Annotated in this window: 18 protein-coding genes and 1 pseudogene; 10 read left to right on the forward strand and 9 right to left on the reverse strand. The window is 35.6% G+C overall.

Annotation, left to right across the window (positions count from 1 at the left end):
• Positions 1–71 precede the first annotated feature (71 nt).
• The 4 genes from EGX95_RS23455 to EGX95_RS23470 all read left to right on the forward strand — a co-directional run bounded on the left by EGX95_RS23455 (position 72) and on the right by EGX95_RS23470 (position 3,041).
• On the forward strand, positions 72–1,142 hold the full coding sequence (locus EGX95_RS23455; protein ID WP_000682073.1) for an NAD(P)/FAD-dependent oxidoreductase: 1,071 nt from the start codon (positions 72–74) through the stop codon (positions 1,140–1,142).
• 230 nt (positions 1,143–1,372) lie between these two features.
• Positions 1,373–1,546: an aspartyl-phosphate phosphatase Spo0E family protein gene (locus tag EGX95_RS23460; protein WP_001103328.1), complete on the forward strand. Its 174-nt coding sequence runs from the start codon at positions 1,373–1,375 to the stop codon at positions 1,544–1,546.
• 54 nt (positions 1,547–1,600) lie between these two features.
• On the forward strand, positions 1,601–2,260 hold the full coding sequence (locus EGX95_RS23465) for an ABC transporter ATP-binding protein (protein WP_000470273.1): 660 nt from the start codon (positions 1,601–1,603) through the stop codon (positions 2,258–2,260).
• On the forward strand, positions 2,244–3,041 hold the full coding sequence (locus EGX95_RS23470) for an ABC transporter permease (RefSeq protein ID WP_000679250.1): 798 nt from the start codon (positions 2,244–2,246) through the stop codon (positions 3,039–3,041). Before EGX95_RS23465 ends, EGX95_RS23470 begins: the two co-directional genes overlap by 17 nt.
• A 200-nt stretch (positions 3,042–3,241) precedes the next feature.
• Here the strand turns inward: EGX95_RS23470 and phnA are convergent, their stop codons facing one another.
• The 3 genes and pseudogenes from phnA to EGX95_RS23490 all read right to left on the reverse strand — a co-directional run bounded on the left by phnA (position 3,242) and on the right by EGX95_RS23490 (position 6,572).
• Positions 3,242–3,583, reverse strand: coding sequence for an alkylphosphonate utilization operon protein PhnA (gene phnA, locus EGX95_RS23480; protein ID WP_000212737.1), 342 nt, complete (start codon positions 3,581–3,583; stop codon positions 3,242–3,244).
• 235 nt (positions 3,584–3,818) lie between these two features.
• On the reverse strand, positions 3,819–4,613 hold the full coding sequence (locus EGX95_RS23485) for a DUF2628 domain-containing protein (RefSeq protein ID WP_000289368.1): 795 nt from the start codon (positions 4,611–4,613) through the stop codon (positions 3,819–3,821).
• Positions 4,614–4,914: 301 nt separating this feature from the next.
• Positions 4,915–6,572 (reverse strand): annotated as a pseudogene (locus tag EGX95_RS23490) (PQQ-binding-like beta-propeller repeat protein).
• Positions 6,573–6,658: 86 nt separating this feature from the next.
• Between EGX95_RS23490 and EGX95_RS23495 the strand changes: the two are divergent.
• Positions 6,659–7,129 carry an SMI1/KNR4 family protein gene (locus tag EGX95_RS23495; RefSeq protein WP_002028779.1) on the forward strand — a complete coding sequence of 157 codons (471 nt, stop codon included), beginning with the start codon at positions 6,659–6,661 and terminating at the stop codon, positions 7,127–7,129.
• Positions 7,116–7,754, forward strand: a complete 639-nt coding sequence (locus EGX95_RS23500; RefSeq protein ID WP_012580675.1) for a DUF4304 domain-containing protein — start codon at positions 7,116–7,118, stop codon at positions 7,752–7,754. Before EGX95_RS23495 ends, EGX95_RS23500 begins: the two co-directional genes overlap by 14 nt.
• 51 nt (positions 7,755–7,805) lie before the next feature.
• Here the strand turns inward: EGX95_RS23500 and EGX95_RS23505 are convergent, their stop codons facing one another.
• The 4 genes from EGX95_RS23505 to EGX95_RS23520 all read right to left on the reverse strand — a co-directional run bounded on the left by EGX95_RS23505 (position 7,806) and on the right by EGX95_RS23520 (position 10,518).
• On the reverse strand, positions 7,806–8,474 hold the full coding sequence (locus tag EGX95_RS23505) for a hypothetical protein (protein ID WP_001046062.1): 669 nt from the start codon (positions 8,472–8,474) through the stop codon (positions 7,806–7,808).
• A 112-nt stretch (positions 8,475–8,586) separates the two neighbouring features.
• Positions 8,587–9,264 carry a CPBP family intramembrane glutamic endopeptidase gene (locus tag EGX95_RS23510; protein WP_000447123.1) on the reverse strand — a complete coding sequence of 226 codons (678 nt, stop codon included), beginning with the start codon at positions 9,262–9,264 and terminating at the stop codon, positions 8,587–8,589.
• Between the two features lie 98 nt (positions 9,265–9,362).
• Positions 9,363–10,157 carry a nucleotidyltransferase domain-containing protein gene (locus EGX95_RS23515; protein WP_002028775.1) on the reverse strand — a complete coding sequence of 265 codons (795 nt, stop codon included), beginning with the start codon at positions 10,155–10,157 and terminating at the stop codon, positions 9,363–9,365.
• Positions 10,158–10,209: 52 nt separating this feature from the next.
• Complete coding sequence (locus EGX95_RS23520) at positions 10,210–10,518, reverse strand: YuzD family protein (protein ID WP_000248590.1); 309 nt, start codon at positions 10,516–10,518, stop codon at positions 10,210–10,212.
• A 206-nt stretch (positions 10,519–10,724) separates the two neighbouring features.
• Here EGX95_RS23520 and EGX95_RS23525 point away from each other — a divergent pair, with 206 nt between their 5' ends.
• Positions 10,725–10,961, forward strand: coding sequence for a NifU family protein (locus EGX95_RS23525; protein WP_000431159.1), 237 nt, complete (start codon positions 10,725–10,727; stop codon positions 10,959–10,961).
• A gap of 324 nt (positions 10,962–11,285) precedes the next feature.
• Positions 11,286–11,501, forward strand: a complete 216-nt coding sequence (locus tag EGX95_RS23530; protein WP_001125488.1) for a hypothetical protein — start codon at positions 11,286–11,288, stop codon at positions 11,499–11,501.
• A gap of 61 nt (positions 11,502–11,562) precedes the next feature.
• Here EGX95_RS23530 and yutH read toward each other — a convergent pair whose 3' ends face one another.
• Positions 11,563–12,564 (reverse strand): spore coat putative kinase YutH, encoded by a 1,002-nt coding sequence (gene yutH / locus EGX95_RS23535; RefSeq protein ID WP_000581271.1) that lies wholly within the window; start codon positions 12,562–12,564, stop codon positions 11,563–11,565.
• A 120-nt stretch (positions 12,565–12,684) separates the two neighbouring features.
• On the opposite strand from yutH, the gene EGX95_RS23540 reads away from it, so the two are divergent.
• Positions 12,685–13,176 carry a phosphatidylglycerophosphatase A family protein gene (locus EGX95_RS23540; protein WP_000665103.1) on the forward strand — a complete coding sequence of 164 codons (492 nt, stop codon included), beginning with the start codon at positions 12,685–12,687 and terminating at the stop codon, positions 13,174–13,176.
• Positions 13,177–13,196: 20 nt separating this feature from the next.
• Here EGX95_RS23540 and EGX95_RS23545 read toward each other — a convergent pair whose 3' ends face one another.
• The gene (locus tag EGX95_RS23545; protein ID WP_000351140.1) at positions 13,197–13,676 is read right to left on the reverse strand and encodes a GNAT family N-acetyltransferase; all 480 of its coding nucleotides are present in this window, start codon (positions 13,674–13,676) and stop codon (positions 13,197–13,199) included.
• 612 nt (positions 13,677–14,288) lie between these two features.
• Between EGX95_RS23545 and EGX95_RS23550 the strand changes: the two genes are divergently transcribed.
• Positions 14,289–14,870, forward strand: a complete 582-nt coding sequence (locus EGX95_RS23550) for an NAD(P)H-dependent oxidoreductase (RefSeq protein ID WP_000683409.1) — start codon at positions 14,289–14,291, stop codon at positions 14,868–14,870.
• The last annotated feature ends 115 nt before the right edge of the window (positions 14,871–14,985 follow it).

Below are 14,985 nucleotides of genomic sequence, written 5' to 3' on the forward strand. Positions count from 1 at the left end.
AAGTCAAAATATTTTATTAATATAAAATTTTATGATTAGGGGATATTTCAACAGAAAAGGGGTAATCCATCATGAAACACCTCGTAATATTAGGTGGCGGCTACGGTGGAATGAGAATTCTGCAACGGCTACTTCCAAGCAACCAACTTCCGGATGATGTACAAGTGACATTAATCGACAAAGTACCATATCATTGCTTCAAAACTGAATATTATGCATTAGTTGCGGGTACTATTTCAGAAACGCATATTCGTATACCGTTTCCTGAACACCCACGCCTCAATATTCAATACGGCACAGTAACAAATATTGATCTCGAAGAAAAAGCTGTTCATCTCGATGGCGGCGAAGCGATCCAATATGATGATTTAATTATTGGACTTGGCTGTGAGGATAAATACCATAACGTTCCTGGGGCGAAGGAATATACACATAGCCTACAATCGATTGAACAAACACGTAAGACATATGAACAATTAAATAGTCTAGAACCAAATGCAACGGTAGCTGTCGTTGGTGCTGGATTAAGTGGCGTTGAAGTTGCAAGTGAACTTCGCGAAAGCCGTTCTGATTTAAAAATTTACTTATTTGATCGAAAAGATAGAATTCTATTCCCATATCCAGAGAAATTAAGTAGATATGTAGAAGAATGGTTCGTAAAACATAAAGTTACTATTATACGAAACTCTAACATTACAAAAGTAGAGCCAAATATTGTGTACAACCACGATGAACCACTTGAATGTGATGCAATCGTCTGGACAGCTGGTATTCAAGCAAATGAAGTTGTTCGAAACCTTCCAGTTGAACAAGATGGTAGCGGACGGGTTGTTTTAACAAAATATCACAATATTCCAAATAACGAGCACGTATATGTTGTAGGAGATTGTGCAGCACTTCCACACGCACCATCTGCACAACTTGCTGAAGGTCAAGGGGAACAAATTGTCCAAATATTATTAAAACGTTGGCATAATGAACCACTTCCTGACGAACTACCTGTCATTAAATTAAAAGGTGTTCTCGGCTCTCTTGGTAAGAAGCATGGCTTTGGTTTGCTAGCAAACCAACCATTAATGGGACGTGTACCAAGGTTACTAAAATCCGGTATCCTCTGGATGTACAAATATCATAACGGTTAATACTTTACAGGCTGTCTCCTAATTAGGCAGCCTCTCTTATTCGTTAAAATATAATTATCAGACACATCTTTCTCAATATGAATCATGATTTATTTTTCATTTTCATATTAAAAACTACCAATAAACAGTGTATGCTATTGATAAGTTGTTTTATTTCCTTTAAGGCCGAATTCATTCGGTCTTATTTTTTGTGTTGTAAATACTTTTACAGGAGGCATTTCATTTCACTTATGAACGTAACGAAACTAAATGATCGCATAGAAGCGAAGAAGAAAGAATTGATCTATCTCGTTGAAAAGTACGGATTCACTCATCATAAAGTAATTTCTTTCAGCCAAGAATTAGATCGTTTACTTAACTTATTAATAGAAATCAAGACGAAGAAAAAACGTTGCTCTTTATAACCGTTACCTTCTCTTTTTTGATACGATAGAACTAGAATCAGAAAGGAGCCATCTATGTTTATATTAAAAGACGTTACATATAAAGATATACTGCACATTCCTTATTTACAGATTCAAAAAGAAAAAATCACATGTATTATCGGCGAGAGTGGGAGCGGAAAAAGCACATTGCTCCGTATGTTAAATGATCTACAATCTCCAACATCTGGAACAATTGAATATAACGGAAAGCTAATTTCTGATTATCCCCCTATTCAATTACGACGTGACGTAGTCATGCTTGGGCAAACGCCACCTATTTTCGATGGAACCATTAAAGACAATCTATTAATGGGACTTCGTCTTTCTGAAAAGCCATTTCCAAATGATGCTGCCTTGCGAAGTGCATTAACGACTGTTAGCTTGGAAAAAAATTTAGAAGACAACGCCGATTCATTATCAGGTGGCGAAAAACAACGACTTGCTTTTGCACGTATCGTACTTATGGATCCACCTGTTTATTTATTAGATGAACCAACTTCGGCGTTAGATAGCGATACAGAACGACGCGTTATGAAGCAATTCACTATGCTAGCAAAAGAAAAGAAAAAAACAGTCATCTTCATCACACACTCACAACAGCTTCCAGAAGAAATTGCAGACGATATTATTGAGATTAGTAAAGCAAACGGTGCAACTAGAAAGGAAGTGCTCTCAGTTGAAGGGCGTGATTGAACTCCAAATTTGGCAACTTGCCGCTGCATATATTTTCATTCTTATTTTAATTGGGCTTGTGAAATTAAAAGGAATACCTCGCGAAAAACAAATCGCGCTCGCAACATTCCGTATGACGATTCAGCTCGTACTTGTTGCCTATGTCCTTACATACGTATTTGAAAACAGTAATCCATTTTATACAATTGCTCTTATTACTTCTATTACTACCTTTGCAATTTTTAATATTTATAAACGAGTGAATATCCCAATGTCTAAAGAATTAAAACGAGTAGCCGCCCTTTCCATGGTAGCCGGATCAATTGGGCCACTTCTACTATTTATCTTTGTTATTATCGGACATGATCCGTGGTACGCCCCGCAATATATCGTTCCGATTACCGGAATGTTAGTTGGGAATGCAATGACAGGTGTTTCTCTCGGTGCAAATACGTTCTTAAACAATATGAAATCGCAAAGAGGTCAAATCGAGGGGGCACTTATGCTCGGCGCCACACCGAAAGAAGCCGCTGCTCCGCTCATACGCGACGCTTTTGACTCCGCTATTTTACCAACGATCAATTCTATGGTCGGAATGGGAATTATAAGCTTACCGGGCATGATGACTGGTCAAATCTTATCTGGTGTATCACCATTTACAGCTATTCAATATCAAATCGCAATTATACTCGGTATTTCAGGAAGTACCGCTTTTGCTGTCATTATCTTTTTACAGCTTGGATATAAAACATTCTTTAATAAGAGGTGTCAGTTGAAGGATATTGACTATGGTGGACGGTAATCTAGCTTTTTGCTCGGTAAATGATGCACCTTTCTCGGTAAGTGAAATTATATCGACGATTTTTCGAATATATCTATCATAACTCAAAATATATCAACGATTTTTGAAATATATCGACGATTCGACAAGGAATATCGACTTACCGACAAAAAATGACATAATAAAAAGAGGAGGCCTATACGCCTCCTCCTTTTATTTACTTACGCCTTCTTAACGAATTGTGATTTTAACTTCATAGCTCCGAAACCGTCGATTTTGCAATCAATATCATGATCGCCATCAACTAGACGGATACTTTTTACTTTCGTACCGATCTTCACAACTGAAGAAGTTCCTTTTACTTTTAAATCTTTAATGACAGTAACAGCATCGCCGTCTTGAAGAACGTTTCCGTTCGCATCTTTTACAACTTTTGCACCATCATTATTTTCAGCTTCTGCTTCTTGGCCCCACTCATGAGCACATTCTGGACATACGAAAAGAACGCCATCCTCATACGTATATTCTGAATTACATTTTGGACAATTTGGTAAAGTAGCCATAAATTCATTTCCTCCGTTCATTATTTATACGTAAAAATCAAAATTGATGTTTACATCTCGATAAATAAAATTTGTATAGCATTTCTATATAGTGCCATAGTCTCACGTTATTGACAAGCCTACCTCAAATTCTCATTTTTTATTGTATTTTACAAAATTTCAATTCGTATGGTGTTTCCAAGTAAAAAAGAAGAACCTTCACAAGATCCTCCTTTTCAAAATGAACGAGTTCTCACTAGAACCCCCAACCATTTTCTTCAATGTAAAATTGATATTCTTCTAACTCTTCTTCACTTAACTTCTTATTATTTTCATGTACTTCTTGCCATTCAAAATAGTCTTCACTAAAATAAACAGCAAATTTAATTTTCACGTTCTTCTTCTCTGCATAATCATAACCAGTAAATTCTACTACATCATAATCTTGTTCTTTCTTCACAAACTTCCAAGTTGGATTATCCGTCATAATCTCTAAAGTCACACCTTCACTACTTGAACGAACGACATTTTTAATATTTGGCTCAGTTGGTAAAAGTGAGAGTCCGAACATAGCTCCACCAAACACGATTCCAACTATAACCTGGAAACCAACCATACCAGCAAAACTAGCGCCACCCTTTGATTGTAAGTAATACGCCTTCTCATGATCTGGCATATCTTCTCCCTTATGTAATACACGAACAGCGTGCTTATAATATAAACGGTTTCCTTGCCATCCAGTAAATATCATCGTTCCTAACTGAAGAACTAAACTACATGTTAAATAAATCCCATCTGGAATATCTATAAAAGGAGTTACAATGATACTAGGTACCGCTAATAACGTAAGTATAATAAACAACTTATACATTTTACGATAAGCTAACCAAAAAGTTGGGAAGAAAAAGGCTACCCAATTCCACGTATTCCCTTGCGCTGGATTTTCTACTTTGCCCCATTTAAAGTCATAATAAGCTGTATTCTTTTGAACAACTTTATGTAACTGTTGCGGAGAAATTGTTTCTTGTAAAACAGTGTCCTTCACGTACATCATCCTTTTCTCATATCTACATACGTGTATTTTATAGAAAGAAAAAGAAGGAATCTAACAAAAAGTACATATATTTCATAAAAATGAACGGAAATCGAATATATTCCGACAATTTCTCGTTTATTATTCCATTTTTCTTTTTAATATATTAGAATACTTATGAATGATAGGTTTAATACACTAAGTTAAGTATTTTGTATATTCACTAAAAAGGATGCATCAAAATCATTTTATACATCTTTTTTAGTGAATATATACTACTATTTTAAAACAAACATCTCGATTTAAGAGAACTCACAAATTAGCTTTCTACTATTTCAAACATATTTCCACTTACGCAACTAATGAATAATGCATTATTAACTTCCTCAATTGATACAATAAAATCTATTGCTACAACATTTTTAGGCAGTTTAATTATATCTTTTACCTCGCCACATGCAGCATCAAGTATTATCAATTCTAAATTTGAAGTTGCAATATAAATTTCTCGATCTTTATATAACAGAACCTCTGTAATATCATGTAGAATCGTATTGTTCCAAATCACTTTACCTGTTTGAATATTAATACCACAAATTCTGCCTTCTCCTAAGGACAATACCATCATCTCTCCGATAAGAAATGGAGGCAATTCAATTTCAAAAGGCATATTTATTTCATATAACTTTTGAGCGCTCTTATGGTCATAACATTGTATTTGTTTACTTACCTCTTCATAATCATACTCAGTTCTTGTTAATAATATTTTTGATCCCTGTGATGCAATGTAAGAGTACTGTACCTCATCAAAGGCTTTTTCAAAAATTAAGTTACAACCTTCTTTTCCATATTCCCACTTTTGTAATGAATCTATTGCTACACATATAAAATGTTCATTAGTTAAAGTAACTGGTTCATTTGGATTACAATCTTCCATCATTTGTTTCCATCGTGTAGAAGCATCTAATAATTGAATGGCAATTGCAACGTTACTATATGCATCAACTTCCGCATCTTCATCCAAAGGATTCCCTGCTAACACATAGTAATCTGAGCCAAAATGGCATTGCAACTTCTCTCCTCCAACTCGGACATTCTTTTCCCATACTTTCACTCCACTTTCAAGCTCTAATAAAACATTGTAGCCTTCCTGTGTAATAACTAATAAACGTGGTAATTCTTCCTTCGTAATTTTACAACTTGTATAATATGCCCTTCTATTTCTAAATTCCATAGAAACTCCCCAGAACTTGATGAAATAGCGTACAATTTCGCAATATTTTCTCCAAATCTATTCGCATGCCAAATAATTGTGACATCATTCACAGTTATGCAATTACAATCTTCTACTAGTGGAAGATGACACTGCCAAACCTCTTCTTTCGTTTCACTATTGAGTTTACGAATTTCGTGGCTGTTTTCCTCCACATAAAAGATACTCTTCTCATTATGAGATAGTACGGGAGTAAATATCGGTTCAACCTCTACCCCCTTTAAATAATTCCAGTTTAATTCATACTTACCACTTGTAGAATGATATGTTCGGTACATAATTGCGTTATTTCTATTTACAAGTTCAGAAAGAAATGGCTCAATTTCTAAAATTCTATGATACGCATCTTTTATTCGGAAAGAATCAACTCCACTTATGTAAATCTGCTCTATCTCCTTTTTAAGAAACGAAAAGATTACTCGTAAAAATTGCTCGCTATCAACACTAGCTAACTTTTTTCCTCTCTGATTAATAATGAGAAAGTCCCCATCCTTCTTCTTAAACTCTACCTTTTTTTCATATCCATCTAAAAAAATCACAGCACCATCATCTTTAAAACATTCCCCCCATGCGTCAAACAACTGACAAATCGGGTCGATTATGTCTGTTTTTTCTTGCAACACAATTCTCTCATCTATACTAATTACTATTTCTCCGGCATTTTCTGTCGGCAGTTTATTTAGTTCGATTTGAAACTTTTTCATTATTTCCTCCCTCTATTGCTCGTTATTCAAACTAACTATAATATATGACATAAGATTCTTAAAACTATTATTTGAGGTGACCCAATATGAAGACTACAATTTGGACAGAAGATGATTATTTAAAACTAGCACCCATTAACGACGAACTAATCAAAAAAGCAGAAGAAGTACTGAACGTAAAGCTTCCGGAATCATACATAAACCTTCTAAAAGAACAAAATGGAGGAACACTGCGCCTTGATGCTCACCCTACTTCAGAGCCAAATTCTTGGGCAGACGATCACGTTAATGTGTCTGGCTTATATGGCATTTCTTTTGATGAAAATGAATCTAGTATTTTAGAGAGTCATTATTTCATTCAGGAATGGGAAATGCCTGAGAATCTTGTACTTTTATCGGGGGACGGGCATACGTGGATTGCATTAGACTATCGAAATGTAGCTGAAAATCCTCCAGTTATATTTATTGATAATGAAGTTGAGCAAATAATTGAATTAGCACCTAACTTTGAAAGTTTCTTACAAAACTTAACTACATATGAATATGACGAAGAGTAAACCTTATTCTAAAGCGGTACAAAATTCCATTGCAAATTTACATGCTGCTTTAAAACTGCTTGGATTTAAGAAAAAAAGACATACATTTTGCAAAGCTGAAAACGGATTTTATAAACTCATTAACATACAAAAAAGTCAATTGGGAGATGACTTCTATATACATATAGGAGTTCATCCTATCGGTCTCCCGCAGCTTATCACGGACCAATTACTAATTAAAGAAAACATCTCAATATTCGATTGCATTCTGCGAACGAGAATAGAGCCTATACATATGAAACAGAACCAGTTATTGCATAATGTTTCACATGAAACTATCGACATTCCGAATTATCTTTCTACTATTTTCGACTGGTTTCAAGTGTGGGCATCTTATAAGAATTTAGTAAAAATAAATATACATTCCGTTACTCCAGTACTAGCCGTCGTTCCAATATTACAGGAAAAAGCGTTTTTGCTTCTTACTTGTTTCTCCTTCTACAATTTAAAACAGTACGAGCAAGCTAATCACTACTTACAGCAATATTTGCAATGTGCTGTACATCTGAATACCGAGGAAAAAGAGCCCGTATTCTTTCACGAAGTTGACATGTATATGAAAAAACTAGTAGAAAACGCAATGTAACTTCACATTGTGCTTTCTGCTAGTGCTTTATCACACTTTTATATCCTTCTCCTACAACTCCCAAGTAATATTCATCTCTTTAAAAGATACTTTACTAACTTCTAACCCTTCACTATCATCCGTTCCAATCATTGCTACTTCTTCTTTAGACAACATAATTTCCTCGTTTGGATTTTTGATTTTTCTCTCATATACAAGTTGTAAAAGCTCTATTTGTTCCTCTGTCAGCTCATATTCTTCTTCCAATCTTTCCATTGCCGATTCCATATCAAGTAATGGGATTTCTAATAAAAATCCGCCATGTTCTTCCACCTCTTCAAATGAATCGATTGAATACGCACCGCTCTCCTCAATCCAAAATGCTGCTGTAATGAAAGGCATAGTCTCGCCTTCTACTTCTTCTAATACGTATTGAAGTGCTTCCTCTTTCGCAATTTCTAACACTTCCGAAGGTGCCCCTTCAAAATAATTTGTCGCGTCAATCCACTCATCCATTCTCTCACTATTCACATCTTGAAGACATGCGATCGTATAATCCGGATGAAACGTAATTGTCCCTCTTCCGCCTTGACTATCTTGCATACTATAGTTACATCCATCCCATGAACTTTCATGTGAGAGATCAGGATCATGTGCTACAAAAATTGCATTTGCAATCGAATTTAAGATGCAGCCTTTCCATAATTGTTCTCTATCTATATGTAATTTATATTTATTCATCGTCTTCCTCCACACACATATTTTTCTATTATCTTTCCTCTACATAATACTTGTAAAGCCTTTTCTATCTACTACAAAATAGAAAAGACGCCCTTTCAAAAAGGCGCCTTTTTTACAGTTGAAAATTTACTAATAAATAAAATGAATTGTTTAATACATGAATCCCAATTGGAACGAGTAAATTGTTTGTTTTCTTATAGGTGTAGGCTAAACTTATCCCTATACCAAAAATATATAAAATACTCCCTACTGTAAGGGGATGCCCTAAAGTAAATATGAAAGCACTTATAACGGCACTACTAAGTGTAGAGAAGCGCTGAGATAATTTCATAAAAAACATACCCCGGAATACAAGTTCTTCCCAAATCGGCGCAAAAATCGTGAGTACAACTACATATAAAATGATTTCATTTTTAGTAGGCTCTATTACTATATTAGATTCCTCCACACGAAGCCCATGTGGTAAAACTAAATTTAATACCGCGAGATATATAAGCAGTACGATCATCGTCATTATTATTGTTACATAATGTTTTGAGTTATTGAATTGTATTGATTTTAGTAAATGCACACAGTAATTTCTTGCCGGTGCATACATTACAATAATCATACAAAACGTGAAGGGTGAAATGAGATGATTTACATACCACGGATATAATGAGAATTCATATAAAAAGTTCAAATAACCAATTCCATACATTACCCCAAAAATAATTACGATCATACTGATTACTTCGAGCATACTCATTTGTACATTCTTTTCTTTATATGTAACTAATTCCGTTTCCACCATATCCCCTCCAGTATAATTAAACCTTTTTAACCATTATATACCAAAATTTATATAAAAAAAGACAATACACCGAACTGTATTGTCCATTTTCTTCTCTACCATTTCTCTCTACACGTCTCAATTAAGTGCAGCAAATACCTCTTCGTCATATCTGCTCTTCTCCACCTTGAGAGCATTCGCTTTTCTTTTGGATTTTGCCGTATTCTCGCTACTTCTTTTAATAAAAGCTCCCACTCTTCCGCTGAATGTTCTAATAAGTATTGCAATCCTCTATCTTTTGAAACGATTGTTTTATGGTCTAGTGTATATAAAATACGCCCCATCGTAACAACCGCTGATTCTACCCATTCTTCTATAAAGAATAAATATGGCTGCTTCGCCTTCCCGCTCCAGTACTGTTCTACGTTGTATTTCATCGTATTTACTACATCATCCCACCTTATTTGGAACGAAAGGTCTTCTGCTTCTTTCCCGCTCACTGTAATCCCTTGATTTTTCAATGTCCACCATGTGACTGCATTAATATCCCAATGCCCTATATTCGCCTTACCATCTGCACAATACACGTACTCATTCATTTCATCATTGTATTTTCCTAAATCAGCAAGCGGAATATACATACCATCCATTCTTTTCCCTAACGTACTACCACTAAGTTTCTTATGAAGCTCTACAAGTTGCTGTTTTTCAGCTTCATTCACGGGATCACTTATTACCGTGACAAAATCAACATCGCTCGTTTCTGCATGAAATGCACCGAGTGCGATGGATCCGTAAATATACACCCCGACTATTTTTTCATCTAAAAAAATTTCTTTCAGTCCTACTATGTACTGCTCCATCAACTGCTCTACTTCTTTCGGTAACGCATGCTTTACTACATTCTCCACATCTATCCCTCCAATAAAAAAAGCCTTTGCAAATTCGCAAAGGCTTCCTGCTTTATAAATATTTCTCGATTTCTTCGTAAACATCCTTCAAACGAGGATTTCCTTCTCCAACAATTTCTCCATTTACAAGAACGACCGGATAAAATAAATCTTCCTCTACTACGCGCTCCGCGAATGCTTTTTTATCTTCATCTTCTTGTTCTTCTTGAAAATCAATATACTCGAAATTAAATTTATTTTCTTGTCCTTCATATTTACGACCAATCGCCGCTTGTAGCCACTCAAACGTTTCTGTTGAAGATGGCATTCCAACGCAGCTCGCACAAATTACTTTCGTCCCATACACTTGCACATTAACCATTTCTTCTCCCCCACTTCTTGTTCTAACAGCATATTCAGATGTCTTATTACATAAGCACATCATTTTACAAACTTATTCCATACCCCTATACTGAAAAAACACGTTGTAAACATGATAAAAAATTTCGGCAATAAAACAAGAACAGAAAAAATAGATTTTCCCCTCTATCTTGATTATAATAAAACTGATGAAAGGAGTCGATAAAAATGGAAAACCCACATATGCAAGAACAAGTACTAGAAGTATTAGATAAATTACGTCCATTCTTACTTCGCGATGGCGGAGACGTTGAATTAGTAGACATTGAAGAAGGTATCGTAAAATTACGCCTTATGGGTGCATGCGGAAGCTGCCCAAGTTCTACAATCACACTAAAAGCTGGTATCGAACGCGCATTACTTGAAGAAGTACCAGGCGTTATCGAAGTAGAACAAGTATTTTAATTAAAAGCGGAAGCGGCTCGTTCAGAACAGGAGGTCATTGGAGCTCCTGACGAAGAGGCGCTTTTTGCCTCACAGGAAGGCGCGAAATGGCCGACTGTTCTAGCCACCGAACATTTTAGCCGCTAGAGCTAAATATTATCTAGCGGCTCGTTCAAAGCCACTTGCTAAAAGGAGACCAAATTTGGTCTCCTTTTTTTATACAAATCACATTTATCCGTTAACATCATAAAACAAAATTGGAAATCCTTCTCAAAAAATGCGATAATTGATACTATATAGTGAATCGTTCACACATATAAAGTAAAAAACATAGGGGGACGACACATGCCAAAAATGGGGAACACGTTTTTAACAATTCAAGAACTAGAAAAGAAAAAAGAGTATTTATTAGACCTTTCATCCGTTATACCGACATGGAATGCGAGCTATCAATTTTTATTTAAAGAAATCCAGCAAGAATTATTGAGTAAAGTAAATGAAAAAATCGAACAACATCAATTCATTTTAAATATATGTGCAGATCAACAGGTAGGGGCATAATGTATTACATACAATTGTGGTATATAAAAAAGAGACCTCAATCGGTCTCTTTTTTATATTTTTAAGACAGCCAATCTAATTTTCTAATCCCAAGCTTATCAACTGGTAAACGGAGTGAGCCATAAAAATGCTTCATAAATTGCTCAGAGCGGTTCACATCGTGTAAAATGGCTTCTAAACGATCTCTATACATGCTTTTTTGTTCTTCGTTTCCTGTTTGGTAATATCGTTCGACTGTTTCAAAATAGTGAAGCGGGAACAGGAGCCTTGCAAATAATAGGCGCCACCCAAATGAGGATAGCGAATAATTCCGTTCATAATCTGTAACAAATTGAACGATTGTTTTCTCCCAGTCTTTCTTTTTTTCAATCATCATATAACGGATTAATTCTGCTATATCTCGAGTTGGGTGATCATACACCCAATCAAAAGGGAGTTTGAGACGCTTCGTTTGATGCCATAATAAAGGTGTGAATCGTTCTTGGCAAATGGTTGCTGCATCCGTTAGTTGCGGCGTATCATCCATTTCTGTATCAACAACATATTGAATGGCATTTTCCGCAACTCCTAAGTAATACGGGAAGGATTCAATAAACAATTGATCGAATACGTCTGTAGGGTGGTTCATCACTTGTGATTGCCAAAACTTTTCTAACTGATCGAGCCTTTTTTCCCATAATGCTTTCCATTCACCAATGCGGCTTAGTTGCTCAATTTCTTCTGGAAAGAATGCACCTCGTTTATGGAATATAGAAAGCTCACTTCCTAATGACATAGCATGTCGTTCTAACGCGCGCATACCTTTTAATAAGCAGTAATTTTGTTCTTCTATCTCACTTACATAGTAGCCGTGTATAGTCGGAACGAAAGTCGCTACAGTTATATCCCCTTGCTGGTTCATATAATCACTGAGCTTTTTCATCTCTACAAGTACTTCTTCCTCCATTTCTCCAATTGGAACAAGTACATAAATTTTGTTGCGAATCCAAAAGCTTTTATAGGGGCCAAGGGGGATTAATTCTTTAACATGCATATGATAATGCTCATAAATATGATGAATCATCGCAGTCGCCACCTATGGTTTTTCTTTATATATATGAGCTTGTGCTCGCCTTTCATTCCTATGCACATGATAAAGCAACGAAACGTATACAAATACTAAAAAGAAAAAAAGGTGATAAACATGAAAGAATCAAATCAACTACAAGAAAGAGCATTGCAACTATTACAAGAACGCGGTGTAACAATTGATGATATTGCTGAGCTTGTTCATTTTCTTCAAAAAAAATATCATCCAAATTTAGAGATGTCAGAATGCCGTTATAACGTTGAGCGTGTATTATCAAAACGTGAAGTACAAAACGCACTAATTACTGGTATCGAGCTCGATGTTCTCGCTGAAAAAGGAATGTTAAGTGAACCGTTACAAGATATCGTAAAACGTGATGAAGGCTTATACGGAATTGATGAAGTGATCGCACTTTCTATCGTTAATGTGTACGGCTCTATCGGTTTCACAAACTTTGGATATATCGATAAATTAAAACCTGGTATTTTAGAATACTTAAATGATAAATCAACTGGAAAGGTGCATACATTCCTTGATGATATCGTTGGCGGAATTGCTGCCGCTGCTTCAAGCCGTTTAGCACACAGAGCTGAGCATTCAGAATAAAAGTATCTAGGCCGTCAGTTTCATACTGACGGCCTTTCATATTCCATGAGCATAAATTCTCTTCCGCGGCTCAAAAAAACTGGTCCTGCTTGAAAGCCTATGTTCTTATATAACGTAATCGCTCTTTTATTAAATGTTGCTACACTCAGTCGCAAATGTTTCGAATGAAATGCTGTCGCAGCAAACACTATCCCAGCTTGAAAAAATGTTCTCCCCATACCTTTTCCTGTTAAAGCTGGCTTCATGCCAATTCCGATATCGATTACATCTTCTCCCGTATATAAATTAGCATCTCTTCCACCTGGAACTTGTGCATTTACTCCAAAACAAAAATATCCAATGAGTTCTCCCCTCTCATCACAACACCCATAATATGTCCCGTCCAGCAACTCTTCTATTATTTCAGCCCCTACTGAGAAACTATATACATTATACGGCTCCTCGTACGTCCACATCGCTATTTCCATCGCTTCTTCTTCTGTTAACTTATGTATATCCATCCCTCTCGCCCCTTATCGAATATTTTATATATGTACTCATTCATTTTTCACATCCGATTTCCCTTTAATCGTAATATGCATAATTACATACGCACACCTATAAAACAAATGGTACAATTTATTCGAATCGCTGTTGCTACACTTCTTGATCAAAGAAAAGGCGTTAAAACGGATATTAGCGCCTTATCAAACTCAAGCAATTGGCACATTTTGTCATCTTGAAAGACACTCGAAAGAGTGTCTTTTTTTCTATACCTTACAAGGACTTACTCATTTCAAAGCATAAACACATAAAATAATATAACTCTTTACACGCATGAATCCCTTTCTAAACGTTGCGAAGTAGACTTAAAATAAAAAAGCACTCTTGGCTAGAGTGCTTTTTACTTTCAAACAAGGAGGTTACATAATATGGATAGTACTCTCGTATTTAACTTCGGCATTGGTATTATCATCATTTTATTTGTTTTCTTTGTTCTTTGTATGAGCGGGGTGTAGAAAGACGATTTGAGGCGTCTTTTTATACATATGTATTACTTGACTTTCGTAAAAGAAGTAACAATAATGGTTACAGAGAAACCATTCACATATCCACAAATAGGAGGAATAACAATGAAACATGTAATCGTTTATGCACACCCAAATACAGAAAGCTTCAACCATGCGATTTTAGAAACGGTAAAAAATGAACTAGAAGAAAAAGGTCATGAAGTACGCGTTCGCGATCTATACGAATTAAACTTCAATCCAGTATTAGGCGCTTCCGATTTCATCTCATTTTCTCAAGGAAACACACCAGCAGATATTAAAGAAGAGCAAGAGCATATCTCTTGGGCTGATAGCATTACATTTATTTATCCAGTTTGGTGGGCGGGACTTCCTGCTATTTTAAAAGGATACGTTGACCGTGTATTTAGCCACGGCTTCGCTTATGCTTACGGTGAAAATGGCATCGAGAAGTTATTAAGCGGTAAAAAAGGCTTATTATTATCTACAATGGGAAATACGAAAGAGGCATACACAGCAGGCGGTATGTTTGACGCAATGAAAAAAACAGCTGATGTTGGCATTTTTGAATTTACAGGTATTGAAACAATTGAGCATACATTCTATACAAGTGTTCCTTCTGTAGATGATAGTGTGCGTAAACAATATCTTGAAGAGGTTAAAGATGTTGTGAATCGTGCATTTTAAATAAAATTATATCAGCGATTTTTTTAATATATCAGCACAACTCAAATTATATCGGCGATTTTCTAATTATATCAGCGCAACTTAAATTATATCGGCGATTTTCTAATTATATCAG

The organism is Bacillus sp. FDAARGOS_527 (assembly GCF_003812125.1).
Taxonomy (GTDB): Bacteria; Bacillota; Bacilli; order Bacillales; family Bacillaceae_G; genus Bacillus_A; species Bacillus_A paranthracis.